General features: G+C 73.6%; 16 protein-coding genes and 8 pseudogenes. 13 read left to right on the top strand and 11 right to left on the bottom strand.

The annotated features are described in order from the left end of the window. The 3 genes from UK94_RS18230 to UK94_RS56830 form a co-directional block, all read right to left on the bottom strand. A partial coding sequence (locus tag UK94_RS18230) for a DNA polymerase III subunit delta (RefSeq protein WP_235488521.1) occupies window positions 1-676 on the bottom strand: 676 nt, incomplete at its 3' end. Between the two features lie 447 nt (window positions 677-1,123). Beyond that, window positions 1,124-3,065: ComEC/Rec2 family competence protein (locus tag UK94_RS18225; RefSeq protein WP_235488569.1), on the bottom strand; the 1,942-nt coding region annotated here is incomplete at its 3' end. A 268-nt stretch (window positions 3,066-3,333) separates the two neighbouring features. Then, window positions 3,334-3,783 carry a ComEA family DNA-binding protein gene (locus UK94_RS56830; RefSeq protein ID WP_268761438.1) on the bottom strand — a complete coding sequence of 150 codons (450 nt, stop codon included), beginning with the start codon at window positions 3,781-3,783 and terminating at the stop codon, window positions 3,334-3,336. Between the two features lie 1,045 nt (window positions 3,784-4,828). Here UK94_RS56830 and UK94_RS18215 point away from each other — a divergent pair. The 4 genes and pseudogenes from UK94_RS18215 to UK94_RS18205 all read left to right on the top strand — a co-directional run. Next, window positions 4,829-5,381 (top strand): YceI family protein (locus UK94_RS18215; protein ID WP_235488519.1); only part of this gene is annotated, 553 nt, incomplete at its 5' end. Window positions 5,382-5,506: 125 nt separating this feature from the next. Then, window positions 5,507-5,701 carry a ferredoxin gene (locus tag UK94_RS18210; RefSeq protein ID WP_041939036.1) on the top strand — a complete coding sequence of 65 codons (195 nt, stop codon included), beginning with the start codon at window positions 5,507-5,509 and terminating at the stop codon, window positions 5,699-5,701. 197 nt (window positions 5,702-5,898) lie between these two features. Beyond that, a pseudogene (locus UK94_RS74260) lies at window positions 5,899-5,947 on the top strand (hypothetical protein); the annotation flags it as partial. Between the two features lies 1 nt (window position 5,948). After that, window positions 5,949-6,387 (top strand): DUF308 domain-containing protein (locus UK94_RS18205; RefSeq protein ID WP_235488516.1); only part of this gene is annotated, 439 nt, incomplete at its 5' end. Between the two features lie 128 nt (window positions 6,388-6,515). Here the strand turns inward: UK94_RS18205 and UK94_RS18200 are convergent. The 6 genes and pseudogenes from UK94_RS18200 to UK94_RS56810 form a co-directional block, all read right to left on the bottom strand. Continuing rightward, window positions 6,516-7,094, bottom strand: a pseudogene (locus UK94_RS18200) (tyrosine-protein phosphatase); the annotation flags it as partial. A 1-nt stretch (window position 7,095) separates the two neighbouring features. After that, on the bottom strand, window positions 7,096-7,310 hold a 215-nt coding region (locus tag UK94_RS74255; RefSeq protein WP_268761425.1), incomplete at its 3' end, for a tyrosine-protein phosphatase. Between the two features lie 228 nt (window positions 7,311-7,538). After that, the gene (locus UK94_RS18195; RefSeq protein ID WP_055750791.1) at window positions 7,539-8,480 is read right to left on the bottom strand and encodes an SOS response-associated peptidase; all 942 of its coding nucleotides are present in this window, start codon (window positions 8,478-8,480) and stop codon (window positions 7,539-7,541) included. Window positions 8,481-8,576: 96 nt separating this feature from the next. Further along, window positions 8,577-8,934: pseudogene (locus UK94_RS56820) on the bottom strand (M50 family metallopeptidase); the annotation flags it as partial. A 1-nt stretch (window position 8,935) separates the two neighbouring features. Next, window positions 8,936-9,119: pseudogene (locus UK94_RS56815) on the bottom strand (M50 family metallopeptidase); the annotation flags it as partial. Between the two features lies 1 nt (window position 9,120). Beyond that, window positions 9,121-9,269, bottom strand: a pseudogene (locus tag UK94_RS56810) (M50 family peptidase); the annotation flags it as partial. 276 nt (window positions 9,270-9,545) lie between these two features. Here UK94_RS56810 and UK94_RS18185 point away from each other — a divergent pair. From UK94_RS18185 to UK94_RS18175, 4 genes and pseudogenes are all read left to right on the top strand, one after another. Further along, window positions 9,546-10,044: pseudogene (locus UK94_RS18185) on the top strand (lysophospholipid acyltransferase family protein); the annotation flags it as partial. Window positions 10,045-10,167: 123 nt separating this feature from the next. Beyond that, window positions 10,168-10,277 (top strand): annotated as a pseudogene (locus tag UK94_RS56800) (1-acyl-sn-glycerol-3-phosphate acyltransferase); the annotation flags it as partial. 692 nt (window positions 10,278-10,969) lie between these two features. Beyond that, window positions 10,970-11,656 (top strand): hypothetical protein, encoded by a 687-nt coding sequence (locus tag UK94_RS18180; RefSeq protein WP_055750788.1) that lies wholly within the window; start codon window positions 10,970-10,972, stop codon window positions 11,654-11,656. Window positions 11,657-11,782: 126 nt separating this feature from the next. Continuing rightward, the gene (locus tag UK94_RS18175) at window positions 11,783-12,331 is read left to right on the top strand and encodes a hypothetical protein (protein ID WP_011603160.1); all 549 of its coding nucleotides are present in this window, start codon (window positions 11,783-11,785) and stop codon (window positions 12,329-12,331) included. Here the strand turns inward: UK94_RS18175 and UK94_RS18170 are convergent. After that, the gene (locus tag UK94_RS18170) at window positions 12,328-13,491 is read right to left on the bottom strand and encodes an alkane 1-monooxygenase (protein ID WP_041940318.1); all 1,164 of its coding nucleotides are present in this window, start codon (window positions 13,489-13,491) and stop codon (window positions 12,328-12,330) included. The two genes, UK94_RS18175 and UK94_RS18170, sit on opposite strands and share 4 nt — an antisense overlap. 218 nt (window positions 13,492-13,709) lie before the next feature. Between UK94_RS18170 and UK94_RS18165 the strand changes: the two genes are divergently transcribed. From UK94_RS18165 to UK94_RS56785, 5 genes and pseudogenes are all read left to right on the top strand, one after another. Beyond that, window positions 13,710-13,934 carry a hypothetical protein gene (locus UK94_RS18165; RefSeq protein WP_011603158.1) on the top strand — a complete coding sequence of 75 codons (225 nt, stop codon included), beginning with the start codon at window positions 13,710-13,712 and terminating at the stop codon, window positions 13,932-13,934. A 548-nt stretch (window positions 13,935-14,482) separates the two neighbouring features. Beyond that, window positions 14,483-14,941, top strand: a 459-nt coding sequence (locus UK94_RS56790) for an AEC family transporter (protein WP_235488514.1), incomplete at its 5' end; no start/stop codon positions are given. A 316-nt stretch (window positions 14,942-15,257) separates the two neighbouring features. After that, entirely contained in the window at window positions 15,258-16,160 is a 903-nt protein-coding gene (locus UK94_RS18155; RefSeq protein ID WP_055750829.1) for a 3-hydroxybutyryl-CoA dehydrogenase, read from the top strand. Between the two features lie 40 nt (window positions 16,161-16,200). Next, window positions 16,201-17,073 (top strand): annotated as a pseudogene (locus UK94_RS18150) (acyl-CoA dehydrogenase family protein); the annotation flags it as partial. A gap of 1 nt (window position 17,074) precedes the next feature. Continuing rightward, window positions 17,075-17,364, top strand: a 290-nt coding sequence (locus tag UK94_RS56785; protein WP_268761424.1) for an acyl-CoA dehydrogenase family protein, incomplete at its 5' end; no start/stop codon positions are given. 144 nt (window positions 17,365-17,508) lie between these two features. Here UK94_RS56785 and UK94_RS18145 read toward each other — a convergent pair. Further along, the gene (locus UK94_RS18145; RefSeq protein ID WP_055750786.1) at window positions 17,509-19,122 is read right to left on the bottom strand and encodes an LCP family protein; all 1,614 of its coding nucleotides are present in this window, start codon (window positions 19,120-19,122) and stop codon (window positions 17,509-17,511) included. Between the last annotated feature and the right edge of the window lie 176 nt (window positions 19,123-19,298).

Below are 19,298 nucleotides of genomic sequence, written 5' to 3'. Positions count from 1 at the left end.
CCTGGCGCAGCAGCGTCAGCGCCTGCGGCAGGTCACCTCCGATGATCGCGTCGGCGACGGCGAACCCGGTGGCCTCGGCGCGTCCCCGATGGAACCGGGCCACCGCGGCCTCGTCCAACATGCCGCCCTCGGTGTCGGCGACGAGCTGGTCACACACCGCTGCGAGCTCGCGCAGATCGCCCCCGACGGCATCGAGCAGGGCCCGCACCGCGCCGTCGCTGACACGCCCGCCGAGGCGACGGACCTCGGCGACCACGAAGTCGTGCCGCTCCCGGGGCTTGGTGATCTTCGCGGCGGGCACGACGCGGGCGCCCGCCGCCTTCATGGCGTCGGCCAGCTTGCGGTTCTTCACCGCTCCGCTGTGCACGAGCACGAGCACGACGTCGTCGAGGGGATGGCTGATGTAGGCCAGCAGCGCGTCGCGCAGTTCCTCCCCGAGGTCCTGCACCCCCCGGACGACGACCGCCCGGCCACCGCCGAACATCGACGTGGCGCCGAGGTCCACCATGTCCGCCTCGGTGAACTCGGCGGCCGCCCGGTCGACGACCTCCACCTCGGGGTCGCGGGCCCGGGCCGCGTCGAGGACCTCGCGGACGGCTCGCCCGACGAGCAGGTCCTCGTCACCGGAGACGAGAACGAGCGGGGGCGCTGGAGAAGCTGGCACGCGGGTGAGCATGTCACGATCCCTCCCCTGCTCGGCGACGCACCACCGAGATCTCGTCACGGTCCGACACCGAGAGCCGGGCCGAGGGATCCACCCCGGGCCGGGGACACCCCTCGCCGGACTGACCGGACTCGCCGGACTCGCCGGGCCGACCGGGCTGCCCGGACTCGCCGGGCCGGCCCGCCCCGGCGGGCGACCTCGGCGCGACGACGGCGAGTGCCCCGTCGCGGTCGGTCCGGGCGACGGCCATCCCCGCCCGGCGCAGCGCGCGCAGCGTCGATGCTGCCGGGTGACCGTAGTCGTTGCCCGTCCCGACGCTGATCAACGCGAAGCGGGCCCCGCTCGCGGCGAGGAATCCGGGGTCCTGGTTGGCGGACCCGTGGTGCGGAACCTTGAGGACGTCCGCCCGCAGCCCGGCCCGATCCTGCGGACGGCCGAGTGACAGCCGTTGGGCGGTCNCCTCCACGTCCCCCGTGAGCAGGATGGTCACGGGGCCGACCCGGGCGGACAGCACGACGCTGTCGTTGTTGGGATCGCTGTCGGTGCCATGCAGGATGATCTGTGGCGCCAGCACCGTCCAACAGACCGCTCCCACCTGACCCCGGGAACCGGCGGTGATGGTGCGCAGCGGCACGCGCGCCCGGTCTGCCCACCGACGGACTGATCGCCACTGACCCGCCGGCTCCCGCAGCGGACCGACCAGCACCTCCCCCACCGGCAGCCGGCCGAGCACACCGGGGAGCCCGTCGACGTGATCCGCGTGCAGGTGACTCAGGACGATCACGGGTAGGCGCCGCACGCCGAGCTCGTCGAGGCAGCGGGCCAGCAGGTCCGGATCGGGTCCCGCGTCGACCAGCACCGCACTGCCGGGCCCGGCCGACAGCACCAGCGCATCCCCCTGCCCGACGTCGCAGGCCACCAGCCGCCAGCCGGCAGGCGGCCAGGAGGCGAACCGCTCGACGACGGCGCAGCGCGCCAGAAGCAGGCCGACGACGGCCGCGGCGGCCACCCGGCGCCCCCACCGCCGGCGCAGTACCGCCACCGCGACGAGGGCGGCGAAGGCTGCCGCGCCGGCTCCCAGGACCCCGGCGGGCCAGCCGACCGTGGCCGCCGGAAGGTGCGCGCAGCGGTGCGCGACCGTCACCAGCCACCAGCAGGGCAGGTCCGCAACGTGCGCCAGCATCCGGGCCAGCGGGGGCGACACGGCGGCGACGACCAGGACCAGGACGCCCAGCACGGTCGCCACGGGCACCGCCACCACGGCGAGGACGTTCGCGCCGATCGCGACCAGGCTCAGGCCCCCGCCGATCCACGCCAGCAGCGGCGTGCAGGCCAGCTGGGCGGCCGCCGCCACCGCGAGCACCTCGGCGAGCCGATCGGGCAGCCGCCGCGCGAGGGCGGTGTGCCAGGCCGGCGCAAAGACGATCATCCCGGCGGTGGCCTGCACGGACAGGGCGAAGCCGACGGAGACCGCGAGGGCGGGCCGCGCGAGGACGAGCACGGTGACGCTCGCCGCCAGGGCTGGCAGGACCGCGCGAGGTCGGCCGGCGGCGAACGCGGCCAGCCCGATGAGCCCCATCACCGCGGCACGCAGGACGCTGGCGGAGGGTCGGGCGAGGACGACGAACCCGACCAGGGCGGCCACACCAACCACCGCCCGCCCACGCAGACCACGCCGCGCCCGTGCCGCCACGACCAGAGCAGCCGCGGTCACGATGGCGACGTTGCCGCCGGAGACCGCGGTCAGATGCGACATCCCGGCCCGGCGGAAGTCGGCGCGGAGGTCCCCGTCGAGTCCGGAGACGTCCCCGACGACGAGCGCCGGCAGCAGACCACGCCGCGGCTCGGGCAGGCCTGCGGCGGCTTCGCGCAGGCCGACCCGCAGCCGCCCGGCGAAGCGCTGCACCGCATCAGGATCGCCCCGCAGGCGCGGCGCTCTGATGGCCAGCACGACCGCGGCGACGGTGTCGCCTGCCCGAGGGGCGGCGAGCCGGCCCGCGACGTCGAGATGCTGGCTGGGTAGCAGACCACTCCAGCCGACCCCCCGTCCGAGCAGGATGGCCGAGGCACGCAGCCGCACCACGACGGACCCGGCGGTGACGCGCTCCAATCGGACGGGTACGACGAACGTCGTGGCGGTGGCCGTTGGCGGACCGACTCGGGGCGTGGCCGTGGCGGCCGGCCGCGGATCGTCCGTGACGACGGCCCGAGCGCTCACCGACACCCCTCGCCGCACCAGATCGGCAAGCGGGCCCCGGTTGCCGGGACGCGCCGCCAGCCCGCCGGCGAGGACTCCGGCGGCGAGGAACACCACGGCCGTCAGGGCCACCCGGGCAGCCGCGGGCAGAAAGCCGTCGTGATCGCCATAGCCATGGCTATCGCCGTCGCCGCCGTCGTCCATCGAAGACGGCGCCGCGACACTCCCGCTGCCGGGAGCGCGCCGGTGCCGGCGGCGGGCCCGGGTCAGCAGGCCCGCCGGCACCGTCAGGACTGCCGCGGCGGCGAGGACGAGTGCGGCGTCCGGCAGCGACCAGCGGACCGCGACCGCCGCGCCGACCCAGGCCGCCAGCGCGGGCGTGACCAGCCGGGCGTCGGCCGGCGCAACTGCGGCCGACGGTCCCTGGGGCAGCGCGAGGCCGGTCTCCATGCCCACGGCGACCATCGCCGCATCACACCTTCACCAGCGGCAGCAGGTCCGCCAGCCGCTTGTCGCCCATGCCGGTGACCTCCCCAAGCTGTTCCGGGGAGCGGAAGGGCCCGTGCTCGGTGCGCCACTGAACGATGCGCCCGGCGAGCACCGGGCCGACCCCGGGCAGGCCGTCAAGCTGCTCGGAGCTGGCGCTGTTGAGATCGATCGGACCGCTCTGCGCGCCACCACCACCACCGGCGGGGGAGGACCCGGCCGTGCCGGGCGCCGGGGCGGCCACGACCGGCGGCGGCCCCGGGCGGCCGTCTACGAGGATCTGCTCGCCGTCGACCAGCACCCGGGCCAGGCCGACGCCCGTCGTGTCGGTGCCGGCAAGCACGCCACCGACCCGGTCGATCGCGTCGACCACCCGAGAACCGGCAGGCAGCCGGACCACACCGGGCCGCGTCACCCGGCCGGCGACGTCGACCACCACCTCACTGGCGGCGCCGGCGCGGGCCGGCGTGGCCGCCACGCCGACGGCCGCGGCCGCCGTGACGGACTGGCCGGCGTCCGTCCCGACGGCGTCGACGAAACCGCCGTCCGCCGTCGTCCTCGACGGGGCGACCACCGCCGAGGGCCGGCCCACCGGCGCGGCGACCGCCACCGGCCGGTGCTGCCAGGCGAACCAGGTCGCCAGGAGCGCGGCGGCGAGCGCGACCAGGGCCAGGACCAGCGTCGCGCTCGCGGCCGGCGCCGTCACCACACCGCGCAGGCTGGCCGGCAACCGCCGGCTCAGTCGCGCGCGAACCNCCCGCCGGCCACCCTCCGTGGGCGCCCCGCGCTCCGCCCAACCGGCCACGTCGTCCACGACCGGAACCGTGGACGGACGGGCGGCCGATCTGTCCAGGGAGTGCGAAGAGCCNCCGTGTCCGGCTCCCGGACGGGCATCAAGGTCCGCATCTGCGGCGATGCCGTAACCGTCAGTGTCAGGCAGACCGGGGCTCCGGTCGGCATCGCCGTCGCGGCGGTCGCCCCAGTCTGGGACGGCCGCGCCGACGGTGGCGCCGAGCCAGTCCTCGTCATCGGCGAAGACGCCCTCGCGCACCCCGCCGGGTGGACGCGGCTCGCCGGTGAACACCGGTGGGGGCGGATCGGGCGGGAGTGGCTCCGGGAGCCGAGCCGCGCGCTGGGGGGATGGGGGCGGGCACCCGGGACCGGGGGTGGTTGTGACCATGACCGGACCGTAGATCGATGTTCGGTCCGTTCGCCGAGCCAGATGGCGATCTGTGGACAACGGGTGGTTGTCCACAGATCGGTCGGCGGCCCTGGGCGCAGGACCGAAGTCTCGTTACGGTCGTCACAGATCAGCGGACGGCTCGCGGAATACGTCCCCGGCCGGGACGTTGACCCGAGCTGTAAGTTGCGCATGCAACGACCTGGCGACGGACCCTGCCGCCTGGTCGGGCCCGCCACACCNCTCCGTCGCCGGGCGACCGACGTATCCGGCGGCTCCCTCTGGAGGACCCAATGACCANGACCACCGCCCTGACCGACCTGACCGGCACCTGGACGATCGACCCCGCCCACTCGCGGATCGGCTTCGCCGCGCGGCACGCCATGGTCACGACCGTGCGGGGGCAGTTCACCGCCGTCGAGGGCGCCCTGAACCTGGACGGTGCCGAGCCGACGGCGTCCACCGCCACCGTAACGATCAAGACCGCCTCGTTCGACACCGGCGTGCCGGACCGCGACGGCCACGTGAAGTCCGCCGACCTGCTCGACGTCGCGACCTACCCGACGATCACCTTCGTCAGCACCGGCGCGGTCGCCGGCAAGGGCGACGACGAGTACGTGCTCACCGGCGATCTGACGATCCGCGGCGTCACCCACCCGGTCGACCTCGACATCGCCTTCGAGGGCAGCTCCAAGGACCCGTTCGGCAACGTCCGGGCCGGCTTCACCGGCACCACGACCCTCAACCGCAAGGACTTCGGCCTGACCTTCAACGCGGTGCTGGAGACCGGCGGCGTCCTCATCAGCGACAAGGTCAAGGTCGAGCTCGACATCTCCGCGATCAAGGCGTCCTGACGNCTCTCCGGGAACGGCGCCTTGCCACTGTGGCCCGCGGAGGTGACCCTTCTGTTCCTCCGCCGGGCCCAGCGGTAAGGTCCACGCGACGCCGACATTCTGGGAGCACCACGGGAGGTGCGCCGATGCACGTGACCGTCAACTTCGACCGTTGCGCCAGCAGCGGCACGTGTGTTCAGCTCGTTCCGGACGTCTTCGAGATCCGGGACGACGGTTACCTCTATCTACTGAGCGAGGAGCCGGACGACACGCGGTGGGACGACCTTCAGGAGGCAGCCGACGCCTGCCCGACGGAGGCGATCAGCATCAGCGACGGCTGACGGGGCGCCGACGGACCGCGGGACGGTCGAGGGCCGCCGAGCGGTGCGGTCCGACCGACACCGGGTAGGAACTCGGGTGTGGATCCGCACAGGTGGTGCGGATCCACTCAGGGGGTGCCTCGATGGCGACGATCTATCGGCAGCAGCGACACCAGCAGACGCCCAGCGCCCTGTGGTCGGCGCTNCTCGTCGTCGGGCTGGCCGTCACGGTGTTGGGACTTCTGCTGATCCTCAATCCGTTCGCGANGGCCGGCACTCTGGCCGTGCTTGCCGGGGTGGCTCTGGTCCTGTCCGGGATCGGTGAGACGCTGGCCGCCGCCAGGGCTGAGAACTCCGCCAGCACCGCCTTCTTCGGGGTCCTGCTCATCCTCGGCGGCGTCGTCGTGCTCCTGTGGCCGGGAGTGACGTTGCGGGTGCTGGCGCTGCTCGTCGGCGCCATCCTGATCGTCACCGGCGTCGCGCGGGCACTGGTGACCCGGGCGTTGCGATCGCCCGAGACCGGTGCCCGCGGCGTGGTGCCCAGCTACGCGGTGGCGGCGCTCAGCGTGGTGCTGGGCGTGCTCGCCCTGGCCTGGCCGGACGCGACGATCGTGGCGCTTGCGGTGATCTTCGGGATCCAGCTCATCGTCACCGGAGTCGCCGAGATCGCGCTGGGGCTGTCGCTGCGGCCGCGTACGCCTGCCTGACGCGGGGTTCTGGCGGCCTGGCGCCGACGGTCCGCCGCCCTGGGCACCGGCCGCCCGCCGCCCGCCCGCCACGCAGGCAGGCGACCCCCTCCCGGGACCTCCGTACCCTGCCGTCGTCACGGGCTCGCTCAGGCGAGGATGCGGTCGCGCCAGCGGCGGATCGACTCCTCGTCGGCACCGTGGTCCCGAACCCAGCCGGCCACCCCGCCGGGATGGGCGTCGGTCGTCGCGATGACCGCCTCCGCGGCGGCGAGCGACGTCTTGACCAGCTCACGCCCCCGCTCCGGGTCGCTCACACCCGGCAGCAGGGCGTGCCCCTTGAGCCGCTTGACCACGCCACGCATGTTCTGCTCGGTGGCCGCGTAGTCGGCAAGGACGTCTCCCTCGACGACGCCGGCGAGGCGCAGCAGCACGGCGATCGTGACTCCGGTGCGATCCTTGCCGGCGGCGCAGTGCACGAGCACCGGACCCGGCGCCTCCCCCACGACCTTGACGATCGCGGCGAGCTGGGGGGCAGCGTGCTCGACCATCGCCACGTAGAGCGCCTGCAGGCCGCCCTCCATCGCACCCGAGGCGGCGGTGTGGCGGCCCGGTGCCGCCTCGTCGCCGAGCAGCGGAAACACCCTGATCTCGGCGCCGAGGGCGGCGAGCGGATGCGGATCGGGCCCGCGCTCGACGGCCGAGCGCAGGTCGATCACCGTACGCGGNGGCCAGGTCACCGACTCCGGCGGCGGGCGGTCCCCCGCCTTCGGCATCTCGCTGCGGTAGAGCACGCCGGGGCGGGTGCGACGGCCGTCCGCGGTCGTCATGCCCCCGACGTCGCGGAGGTTGACCAGCCCGGCGATGTCCGCCGGGGCCGGCGCCTCCAGCGGTGGGGCGGAACCTGTGCCCGCCGCGTCGGTCGGATCGGTGATTGACGTCATCGGGTTCTCCTCCGGCCGTGCGTGCCTGGTTACGGTCAGCGCCGATCGGCGCCGGTCGGGCCGGACCGCGGCCGGTCCGAGTCGGCTAGGACCCGGACGGCGGGCCCGTCCGCCCCTGACGCCGCCGCCGGCGGCGACCCCCATCCTCGCGGATTTCCGCTGGATGAACCCGCAATCACACGATGCGTCCGGCCACTTACCGCCCGCCGCGGGCGATGACGTCGCCGCTCACTGCTCGGTTGGATCGAGTTCGAACAGCGACAGGTCCACAGCAGCCCCCGCCGGGCGCGCCCTGGCGGACCCTGCTCTGCGGTGCGCGACATCACCGCCGGCGACCAGATCCGCAGCCGCCACCGCAGGGCCGCCCGCCAGTTCCACCGCGTCCGCCACCGTCGGATCGAGGTCGACCGGGTCGGTCAGCCGGGGATCCTTGTTGCGGACGTTGCCCACCGCCGCGCCCACCGGATGGGCGGCGAGCACCCCGACCGGCGCCGGCCGCAGCAGCGGGGCGAGCGCGGCGGGATCGGCCGCCGGGTCGATCCACCGGTCCCAGGCCGCCGCGGGAAGGATCACCGGCGATCGGTCGTGCAGGAACGCCAGGCCCTCGGCCGCCCCGGTGGTCAGGATCGTGAAGGTCACCAACGGTACGTCCCCCTTGCGCCACACCTCGTAGAGGCCGGCGAAGGCAAGGACCCCCTCGCCCGCCGGGTGCCCCGCCGGGTAGATGTAGAACGGCTGGCCGCGCCGGGAGCCGCCGCCCGGATGGAACCACTCGTAGAAGCCGGTGGCGGGCACGAGGCAGCGCCGGGCCGCGAAGGCCGCGCGGAACGCCGGCTTGGTCGCCACCGTCTCCGCCCGGGCATTGATCATCTTGGCGCCGATGGCGCGGTCCTTGGCCCAGGACGGCACCAGCCCCCAGGTGGCCAGCCGCAGGACCCGGCCGGCTGGCTCCCGCCCCGACAGATCGTCACCCGACGGGCCGCCCGCATCGCCGCCGGCGGCGCCACCCGGTCCGCCGCCGGCCTCGGGCGGCTCGGCGACGACGATCGGCATCGTCGAGGTGGGGGCGACGTTGTAGCTCTCCGCAACCCCGCCGCCGGTCTCGTCGCGCGCGGACATGGCGGCGACCAGATCGTCCGCCTTCAGCTTCTGCGTGTAACGACCGCACATGGCGACCAGTCTGGCAGCCGAGTCCGACAATTCCCGGTCGCTGCCGGCAGGCGCCCGGCGGGGGACCCGCGGCAGCGGCTCGGCGAAGCCCGATGCTCAGCCGAACAGCAGACCGCCCCCGCCGGCGAGGCAGGCGAGCCCCGTCAGGCCGAACAGACCCACCCAGAAGCCCGGGGGCAGCCCGGTCAGCCGGGCGAGCTGATCTGGATCCGAGTCCCTCCCCCGGCGCCGGCGCCGCTGCCGCTGCACCTCGACCACCGGCCGCAGCCCTCCCAGCAGCAGGAAGCAGGCGACGTAGGCGGCGAACCCGGCGCGCGCGGTGGGCGGCGCGAACCAGGAGACCGCGAGGATTGCCGCGGTGCTGACCACCAGCGACATCACCCCGAAGCCGTTGCGGATCACCACCAGCATCGCGAGCAGCATCGCCACACAGAGCTGGAGCACCAGGCTCGTGNGGCCGGTGGCCAGCAGGGCGGCGGCGCCGAGTCCGATCAGCGAGGGCGTGGGGTAGCCGGCGGCGACCGTGGCGATCACACCGGGGCCCGTCGGTCGTCCGGAGGAGACGGTGACCCCGGAGGTGTCCGAATGCAGGCGGACGCCGGCCAGACGCCGGCCGCTCGCGACCGCGGCCAGGGCGTGNCCGCCCTCGTGCGCAATCGTGATCACGTGTCGGGCGACGGGCCACAGTCGGTCGCTGAGCACCGTCACGGCCGCCAGGACGGCGGCGACGACGAAGACCCACTGCGGCGGCGCCGCCTGCGCCTCGATGCTGCGCCGCAGGATCTCCACCCGGCCGCTCCCCTCCGACAACTGCGCGTATGTACGCGTCGCCCGCTACGGCGCCGTCTCTCCCGATACGCGGCCGTCGGCCCGACACCGGCGACGGCGTCCGTTCGGACATCATCGATCCTCGGGCCAGGGGAGCGCGAAGGTGCCGGCGGGGGTCCTCGAAAGGGCGTGCGCTCCCCTGTCGGGCGCCCCCGTGGTCGGGGGGCGGCGGTAGGGTCGGGAACGCGTTTGGGTGCCCGGGGGAGACCGCGAGGACAAGCTGAGGAGTGGCCCGTCGTGGCGGAATACGTCTACCGGCCGGTTATCACTGTGGCGAGGGGGCTGTTCGGCGCGCTGCGCCTGCGGCTCGACGTGCGGGGTGCGGAGAACATCCCCGCCTCCGGGGGCGGCATAGTACTGATCAACCACGTCTCCTATCTCGACTTCGCGCTCGCCGGCCTGCCGTTCTGGACCGCCCGGCGGCGGCTCGTCCGTTTCATGGCCAAGAAGGAGGTCTTCGACCATCGGATCTCCGGTCCGCTGATGCGCGGGATGCACCACATCCCGGTCGACCGGCAGGCGGGGGCCGCGTCGCTGCGGGACGCGCTGAAGGCGCTGCGCGCCGGCGAGTTCGTCGGGGTCTTCCCCGAGGCGACGATCAGCCCGAGTTTCTGCCTGGCCTCCTTCAAGTCCGGTGCGGCCCGGATGGCGGCGCACACGAACGTCCCGGTGATCCCGGTGATCCTCTGGGGCAGCCAGCGGGTTCTCACGAAGGGCCATCCGTTCCAGCTTCGGGNCGCCATCGGCACCCCGATCTCCATCACGGTGGGCCGGCCGGTCCCCCCGGCCGAGCTCACCGACCGCCAGACCGGGACGGACGTCCTGCACAAGGTGATGACCGAGCTGCTCGACGAGGCGNAGCGACGCTATCCGCGTCCCGCGCCCGGCGAGGCCGACTGGTGGGTGCCCGCGCACCTCGGCGGGTCGGCCCCCCCGCCGCCCACCGAGCCGGACGACCCGGAGTCGTGAGCCGGCAGGTGGCGCCGCAGGTGTCGCGCCGAGAAATGCGGCTTGCCCTCGCCGAGCGGACGACGCCGCGGCGCGACGTCGACAGAGACCTTCCAGACCGGCGAGATGTTCCAGTCCGGCGCGAGATCTTCCCGTCCGGCGAGGTGTTTCCAGACCGGCGAGGTGTTTCCAGACCGGCGATGACGGAGTGTTCGCCGACGCGCTGACCGACGTTGATCTGCAGATCCGGCCGGAGCCCGCCGCCATGGGAAAGGCCACCGGCGACGAGGAGTGTTTCGCCTCCCCTGCTCATGGCACGGCCCTGCGCCTGGTCGATCAGCGGGTGCCCCTGTGCCNCAACCACCATCGTTGCTGGATCTACCTCCGTCGGGGGATTGCACCTGCGGCCTGTCCGCCGTCCTCGATCGCGGCCGGCGCGCGGCCGGGGACGGTGGAACTCGCGCTGGTTCTCGGCCGCGAAGCCGTTCATCCGGATCGGGACCGGCCTCGGCGCCGGGTGTACCGCCGCACGCCGAAACAGCCCTGGCCTGGAACGCGGCGAGGCGGAACGAGGCACGTCGCCACTCGCCGCCGGCACTATCGGGGCCCTGGGATGCCCGGTTCCGCTTTCCCCGCGTTTACCGTGAANGCACCTGGGTACCCGACCGGGCGGATCATGATGCGAAAGAGGGACGTCAGGCGGAGGTTTTCCCGTGCTCACCGTAGGCTGGATTTTACTGGTGATCTGCGCCGTCGCCGTCCTCGCCAGCGTCATGCTCCTTGGGCAGCGTGACAGCCGACGGGCGGGGCTGCAGCGGCGATTTGGTCCCGAGTACGACCGCGTGCTCGCCGAGCACTCGGACCGGCGATCGGCGGAGCGCCAGCTCCGCCAGATTGCCGACCGGCGCGACGCGCTTACCATCACACCGCTGACCCAGGCCGAACGGGAGACCTACACGGCCCGCTGGGAGACGCTGCAGACCCGTTTCGTGGACGATCCCGCCGAGGCGACCAGCCTGGCGGACGCCCTCGTCGGTGAGGTGATGCGGGCCCGGGGATACCCGGCCGGCAGTTTCACCGAACGCACCGAACTGCTGTCCGCCGACCATCCGCGCGTCGTCGCCGGCTACCGGGAGGCGCATCAGCGGACCACGGCCAAGCCGGACGGGAAGGGCGCCGCGGGCCGGCGGGACACCGAGAGCCTGCGCTCGGCCTTCGTGCGCTACCGCGAGGTGTTCAACCAACTGGTCGGCGTGACCGCCGGCGCCAGCAGCCACGCCGTCGCCGGCGCCGGCGCCGCCGCCAGCGCCAGCGCCAGCGACGACCAGGCAGCCAAGCCGGACCGGCAGGACCGGCCTGCCGCCGGCCTCGCCGCCACCCCCGGTCAGCGGGAGGCGTGAACCCGCGCGCTGACAACCGTCCACCAGAACCCTTCTCTCGGCGGGGTGACCTCCGCGGTCACCGCGCCGACGGCACCCATGCCGCCCTGTGGCCGGCCCCCTCGTAGCACGACAGGAAGGACCGTCATGAGCCTCGACGGCATCAGGCACGACCGCCGCCCCGCGGCGAACTCCCGGCCCGGCCAGGGGCGCGACGCCGACCGGTGGCGGGAGATCCTGCTCGGCTTCGTCGACGATCCTCGGGCCGCCGTCGAGCAGGCCGACCGCCTGGTCGACGAGGCGGTACGCGCCCTGCAGGACCGGATCGAGGCGCAGCGCGGCGACCTGCGCGAGGCATGGCGCTCCCGCGGCGAGGCGTCGACGGAGGACCTGCGGATGGCGCTGCGCGGCTACCGCGATCTCTGCCAGGATCTGCTCGCCTACGACCGCGGGGAGTCCCGCAGCTTCGCCCCGACGGGGTCGGCGTCGCTGGTGGCGCGGGACGCGGGCCGGGCCGCCGCCGGGACGAGCGGTGCCGCCGATCCCGCCGCGAGGCCCTCCACCGACGTCCGACCGTCCGCCGCCGCCCCGGCCCGGCCGGCCTCGGACGAGGAGCGGCCCCGGACGCCCATCCCGATGGAACCGTCCCGGTCGCGGATCGCGCCGGCCAATGCGATGTGGGACGGGATCCGCTAGGCCCGGTAGCGGGCTGCCAGAGCACGCCGCCGCGGCGGATGGACGTTCGCCCGGCTCAGGTCGCCGCCGTAGTGGGCGAGGACGCGGTCGTCCATCAGCCGGAACCACACCGGGGGCAGGTACGCGGCGAGCAGCAGCGTGGCGTATCCCGCCGGCAGTTGGGGCGACTCCTCGAACGACCGCAGGACCTGGTAGCGCCGGGTGGGATGGGCGTGATGATCGCTGTGCCGTTGGAGCTGGTAGAGCGCCAGATTGCTGGTCACCGCGTCGCTGTTCCAGCTGTGTCGCGGGGTGACGGGCTCGTGGCGCCCGTCGGCGGTGCGGGCCCGGGCCAACCCGTAGTGCTCGATGTAGTTGACGCCTTCGAGCAGGGTGAATCCGAACACCGCCTGAGCGACGAGGAAGACAAGCACCGACGGCCCGAAGGCGACGGCCAGCGAGCCGAACAGGACGGCGGTGAGCAGCCACCCGAGCATCACCTCGTTGCGCAGCGAGATCACCCGCGCTCCGCGCAGCCGCAGCCGACGGCTCTCCAACGACCAGGCCGACCGCAGGCTGCCCACCACGGTGCGCGGCCAGAAGCGCCAGAAGCCCTCCCCCAGGCGGGCGCTGGCCGGGTCGGCCGGCGTCGCGACCCGCACGTGATGACCCCGGTTGTGTTCGACGTAGAAGTGCCCGTAGCAGGTGGGCGCGAGCATCAGCCGCGCCAGCCACCGTTCGCGCCGAGCCCGCTTGTGGCCCAGTTCGTGGGCCGTCGTGATCCCCACCCCGGTCACCGTGCCGACCGAGATCACCGCGCCGACGCGGGCGGCCGGCGACAGGTCACCGCCTGCCCAGGCCGCGGCGCCGAGGACCAGACCGATGCCGGCCAGCGGCAGATAGAGGTAGGTGCAACGGCGATAGAACGGATCCGCTTCCAGAGCGGCCCGGATCTCCTCGGGAGGATTCACCGAATCCGCCGGCGTCGATATGTCCAGCAGCGGGACACCGACGAAGACGAACAACGGCGTGATCCACCAGTGCACCCCGAGACCTGTGCGGTGCCACAATCCATAGCTCACGATGGCGAGCAGTGGAACGATGACGGCGGTCAGCCACATGTACCGCTTACCGTCACGCCAGGCAATCCCGCCGGGCGCGGTGAGCACGGGAGCCGCCACCGGCACCTCCGATCCGCCGGGCCGACCGGCAGGTCACCGAGCGGGCCGGTAGCGGCACGAATCGGGCATCCGACGGTTCGGCAGAACTGACCCGCCAATCTGCCATCCGTTCCTCCACCATGACAACAGGATGTCCGCCACAACGACCCGTGAGGAGTAACCCGGCAGTGGCGATGGACGGTGCGCGGCTGCGGCCGGAGGGCCGGCGGTCGCGTTCGATGAGCGACTCGCCGCCCTGGATCGGCGGGGTGATGGTGGGCACGCTGCTGCTGGCGGCCCTCGTCCTGATCACCTACACGCTGCTGCCCCTGCCCGGTCAGGAACGGCTCGGCGAGGGCAACTACCTGCTCGCGGCGGCGCTGTTCGCCGCGAACATCGCGTTCCCCCGGCTGCTGCGGCGGGTGCGGCGGGCGCGGCGACGCCGCACGGAGCGCCGCCGCTGATCGGTCGAGCTGCGCGGGCCGGCCGTTGAGCTGCGCGGGGCCGGCCGACGTGGGGTGTCCCACGTGTGGCCCTGCGCGGTGGCGTCGGCTGCCACGATGGCCGGATGTCCGCCCTGGTCGTCCTGCTCGTCGGCCTGGTCGCGGGCATCGTGGTCCGGCGGCGGCAGCGACTGCCCGCCCAGGCCGCCGCGGTCGTCAACACCTGGCTGCTCGACATCGCGCTGCCGGCGCTCGTCCTGCGCGCCATGCACACCGTGACCTTCCCGGGCAACCTCGCGCTCGTGGTGGCCGCGCCCTACCTGCTGTTCGCCCTGTCCACGGCGCTGTACCTGCTCGCGGCGCGGCCGATGGGGCTGTCCCGCCAGACGGTGACGGCCCTGGTCGCCGCGACGGCGGTGGCCAACACCAGCTTTGTCGGCTTCCCGATGGTCACGGTCTTCTTCGGGGCGTCGTCGGTGCCCATCNCCGTCCTCGTCGACCAGCTCGGTTCGTTCCTGCTGCTCAACACCGTGGTGCTCGGCGCCGTCACGATCATCGCCGGGTCGTCNCTGCCGCGTGCGGAGCTGGCTCGCCGCGTCCTGACCGCCCCGGCACTGTGCGCCCTGGTGGCCGCGCTGGTGCTGCGGCCGTTGACCTTCCCCGGCTGGCTGGACTCGGCGCTTGCCTCGCTCGGCGCGACCCTCACGCCGCTCGCCCTGTTCTCCATCGGCCTGCAGCTGGAGGTGCGGGCCGTCCGGCAGTGGTGGCGCGAGCTGGCGCTCGGCCTCGGCGTGAAGCTGGTCGTCGCCCCCGCGTTGGTGGTGGGGATCTACGCGCTGACCGGAACGCTCGGCGACCACGACGTGACGATCGCGCTGTTCGAGGCGGCGATGCCACCGATGGTCGCGGGCGCGCTCATCGCCGCCCGGCACGACCTCGCCACCCCGCTGCCCAGTCTGCTGGTGGGGGTCGGGGTGCCGCTGTCGTTCGCCACGCTGCCGGTCTGGTCGTTGCTGTTGAAGTCCTGACCTGGACCGACGTCTGATCTGATGAGCGGAACAGGCGCACGGTCTAGGCTGGAGTGCGGATATGGAAGTGGTGTCCGGAGCCGTCGCCCCAGCCGCCCGACGCCTCGTGGAAGCGGGCCGAGATCCGTCGCGCGCCGCCTGCGGTTGACGTGCCGCGCCCGCGTGGCCGATCGTCGTGGCTGCCGCGGCTCCGGCACCGTCGATGCCCCCAGGCAGATCCGGGACCAGGCGAGCACGAGGAGTGACTTCGGTGGATGCGGTGCAGACAGCGGACCCCGTCGCCCAGGCGACCGCCGCCGAGGTGACGGCCGCCCAGGTGGCCGCCGCCGAGGCTGCCGCCGCCGAGGCCGGCTCGGGTTCACCGTTCGCCCGCCTGGGCGTGATCGGGTGCGGGCTGATGGGCTCCGGGATCGCCGAGGTCGCCGCCCGCGCGGGCCTGGACGTCGCCGTCCGCGAGATCGACGAGCCGGCCCTGAGCGCGGGTCGCAAGCGGCTGACGTCCTCGCTGGACCGCGGGGTCCGCGGCGGCAAGCTGACCGAGGCGGACCGGGACGCGGTGCTCGCGCGGCTGACCTTCACCACCGATCTCGGCGACTTCGCCGACCGCGACGTCGTGATCGAGGCGGTCGCCGAGAACGAGCAGCTCAAGGCGGACATCTTCGGGGCGCTCGACAAGGTTGTGACGCGCCCGGACGCGATCTTCGCCTCCAACACCTCGTCCATCCCGATCATGAAGCTGGGCATGGCGACGTCCAGGCCGGAGCAGGTCGTCGGCATCCACTTCTTCAACCCGGTGCCCGTCCAGAAGCTTGTCGAGATCGTCCCGTCGCTGCTGACGGCGCCGGCGACCGAGACCGCCGCCGAGGGCTTCGTCACCGGCCGGCTCGGCAAGGAGGTCATCCGCTCGAAGGACCGGGCCGGCTTCGTGGTGAACTCGCTGCTCGTCCCCTACCTGCTGGCCGCGGTGCGGATGCTGGAGTCCGGCTTCGCCGTCGCGGACGACATCGATCGCGGCATGGTGCTCGGCTGCGCCCACCCGATGGGCCCGCTGCGCCTGTGCGACCTCATCGGCCTCGACACGATCAAGGCGGTGGCCGAGTCGATGTACGAGGAGTTCAAGGAGCCCCTGTACTCCCCGCCCCCGCTGCTGATGCGCATGGTCGACGCCGGACTGCTCGGCAAGAAGACCGGCCGCGGCTTCCACAACTACTCGGCCTGACCCCCGCCCTTCGCGGACCCGACGACCAAGGNGGCCCGTTGTGAACCCGAGCTTCGACCTCTACCAGCTCGCCGAGGAGCACACCGCGCTGCGGGAGGCGGTCCGCACCCTCGCCGAGAAGGACATCGCGCCGTTCGCCGCCGACGTCGACGAGCACGAACGGTTCCCGGACCAGGCACGCGAGGCGCTCGACCGGGCCGGCTTCGCCGCGGTGCACGTCCCGGAGAGCTACGGCGGGCAGGGCGCGGACTCGGTGGCCACCTGCATCGTCATCGAGGAGGTCGCCCGCGTCTGCGCGTCGAGCTCGTTGATCCCCGCGGTGAACAAGCTCGGCAGCATGCCGATCATCCTCGCCGGATCCGAGGAGCTCAAGCGCCTCGTGCTGCCCTCCCTGGCCAGCGGCGAGGCGATGATCTCCTACGCGCTCTCCGAGCGGGAGGCGGGTTCCGACACCGCCTCGATGCGCACCCGTGCCCGCCTCGACGGCGACCACTGGGTCCTCGACGGCACCAAGACCTGGATCACCAACGCCGGCGTGTCGACCTGGTACACCGTGATGGCCGTGACCGACCCGCACGCGACGAAGAAGGCCGACGGCATCTCCGCCTTCGTCGTGCACCGCGACGACCCCGGCTTCGAGGTCGGCTCGAAGGAACGCAAGCTCGGCATCAAGGGCTCCCCCACCCGGGAGATCCACCTCACCGGCTGCACGATCCCCGCCGACCGCATCATCGGCGAGCCGGGCACCGGCCTGCGCACGGCACTCGCCACCCTCGACCACACCCGGCCGACGATCGGCGCGCAGGCCGTGGGCATCGCCCAGGGGGCGCTCGACGCCGCCCTCGCCTACGTCAAGCAGCGCCGCCAGTTCGGCCGGGCGATCGCCGACAACCAGGCCGTCCAGTTCATGCTCNCCGACATGGGCATGAAGATCGAGGCGGCCCGCCACCTCGTCTACGTCTCGGCCGCGCGGGCCGAACGCGGCGAACCGAACCTCGGCTTCGTCTCCGCCGCCGCCAAGTGCTTCGCCTCGGACGTGGCGATGGAGGTCACCACCGACGCGGTGCAGCTGTTCGGCGGGGCAGGCTACACCCGCGACTTCCCGGTCGAGCGGATGATGCGCGACGCCAAGATCACCCAAATCTACGAGGGCACCAACCAGGTCCAACGCGTCGTCATGTCCCGCGCCCTGCTCAAGGGCTAGATCCCTCGGCCCGACCTGGAGCACTGGGCCCCGACCTGGAGCATTCGGCCCGACCTGGGAACCGCTGGTGCGCCGGGGCGCCGGCGCCCCGCGGGCAGGAGCGGGCCGCCCGGCGTCATGGGGACCTTGGGGGGGCGGGCAGCGTCACTGGATGCAGGAGGCCACGGCCGTCGTGGTCGGCACGGCCGTCGGGCTGGCGGTCGCGGTCGTGCCTTCCGGCTCGACGGCGCTGGCGCTCGGAATGGAGCCCGGCGTCGTGATCTGGGGAGTGATGGCGGCGCCCGGCAGGGACGGCCCGGCGACGATCAGGCCGGAGCGCGCGAGGCTGACCCGGCCGGAGGCGCGTGAGGCTCCAGCCGTTGCCGACACCGATGCCGATGCCGACGCCGGCCCCTGCGGGGAGGCGGTGGCGGTCGGCGCGGCCACGTCCCGCCCGTCGGCCCGGGCGGTGGCCGAGGCGCTCGGCCCGGGCTGGCGAGTGACGCCGGGCGAGGCGAGGGGGTCGGTGCCCGGTGAGGCGGTGGGATCCGCGGTGGCCGGCGCGCTGTGGCCGTCGCCCATCGTGCGGGCGAAGAAGGCGCGCACGGCGTCGGGATCGTAGAGGAAGTAGAACGCCGGATGGGCGACCTGCCCGGTGACGGGGATCGTCGCGAAGGTCACCGCCCCGCTGTCCATGCCGTGCAGCCGGGTGGCGAGCCGGCGCAGGTCGGCGAGGTCGGTGGCGTCGTCGAGGACGGTGGACCGGGTGACGGCCCCCAGGAACGCGGCGAGTTTGGCGGGGCGCAGCAGCACGTCACCGGAGGACACCTTGCGGAACACCGCGGCCAGGAACGCCTGCTGGCGGTGGATGCGCGACAGGTCGCCGTCGATGAATCCGTGCCGCTGGCGGACGAAGGCGAGGGCCTGCGCGCCGACGAGGTGGTTGGTGCCCGGCTGCCCGGCGAAGCCGGAGCTGGGATCGTTGAGGTTGGTCGCGTGAACCAGCCGGCCGTTGTCGAGGATCACCGTCTCGACGTAGGGCGAGGCGGTCAGGCAGACGTCGACGCCGCCGATGGCGGTCGTCATCTGCTGGAACCCGCCGAAGTCGATCTCGGCGTAGTGGTCGATGCGCACGCCGGTGAGCTGCTCCAGCGTGGCGACCAGCAGGGCCGGGCCGCCGCTGTTGAAGGCGCTGTTCACTCGGTCCCGGCGCGCCCGGTGGGTGCCGCCGTCGCCGTCGGTGTAGGCGGGGATCGGCAGGTAGAGGTCACGCGGAATGGAGACGATCTGGGTCGTGCCGTCCGACGACAGGTGCGCGATCATCATCGTGTCCGAGCGGGCCCCGCCGACCTTCGCGGCGTCCGTGCCGGTCCGCACGTCTGAGCCGACGAGCAGCCAGTTCTCCGTCCCCGCCGGCACCGCCGGGGGCCGGGAGACGTCGACGTGCGGCAGGGCGATGCTCGCACGTGCGATCTTGCGGTCGTAGACGGTGAGGACCACCCAGCCCGACACCGTCGCGGCGAGGACGGCGACGCTCAGCACGGCCGCGAGGACGAGCGTGATCCGGGACCCCAGGCCGCGCCGGCGACCGGGACCCCGCGCGGCCGGCTCGGACCCGGATCCGCCGTCCGGGTCCCCCGAACCGTCCACCGGACTGCCGGGCCCGCCGGCGACCGGCCCGCCCGGGACGGCGGACAGTGGCGACGCGACGGCCCGCGTGGACGTGGCCGACGGTCCGCGGTAGATCGGCGCCGTGGCGTCGCCGGTGCCGACCGCCACGCCGGTGGCCGGCGGTCCCGGGTCGGCGGCGGTCCGAGGACCGTCCCCCCCTTCGGGGCCGGGTTCGGCATTGCCGCGACCAGCGGGCGGACTGGACCGACCTTCGGCAGGCGGAACGTCCCGGGAGGCGGAGGTGGGCACCGGTCGCTTCACGTCGGCGCCCCTCCCCCGCGATG

It is taken from the genome of Frankia sp. AvcI1, from assembly GCF_001420875.1.
In the GTDB taxonomy this organism is placed as follows: Bacteria; Actinomycetota; Actinomycetes; order Frankiales; family Frankiaceae; genus Frankia; species Frankia alni.
Note: the sequence above shows the minus strand (reverse complement) of the source record. Positions and strands in the feature narration are given on the sequence as shown.

Coding starts and splice junctions, on each gene's coding strand:
- UK94_RS18210 (WP_041939036.1), top strand. CDS start 5,507: ATGCACGTGACCGTCAACTTCGACCGTTGCGCCAGCAGCGGCACGTGT.
- UK94_RS18195 (WP_055750791.1), bottom strand. CDS start 8,480: ATGTGCGGTCGTTACACGCAGAAGCTGAAGGCGGACGATCTGGTCGCC.
- UK94_RS18175 (WP_011603160.1), top strand. CDS start 11,783: ATGAGCCTCGACGGCATCAGGCACGACCGCCGCCCCGCGGCGAACTCC.
- UK94_RS18165 (WP_011603158.1), top strand. CDS start 13,710: ATGAGCGACTCGCCGCCCTGGATCGGCGGGGTGATGGTGGGCACGCTG.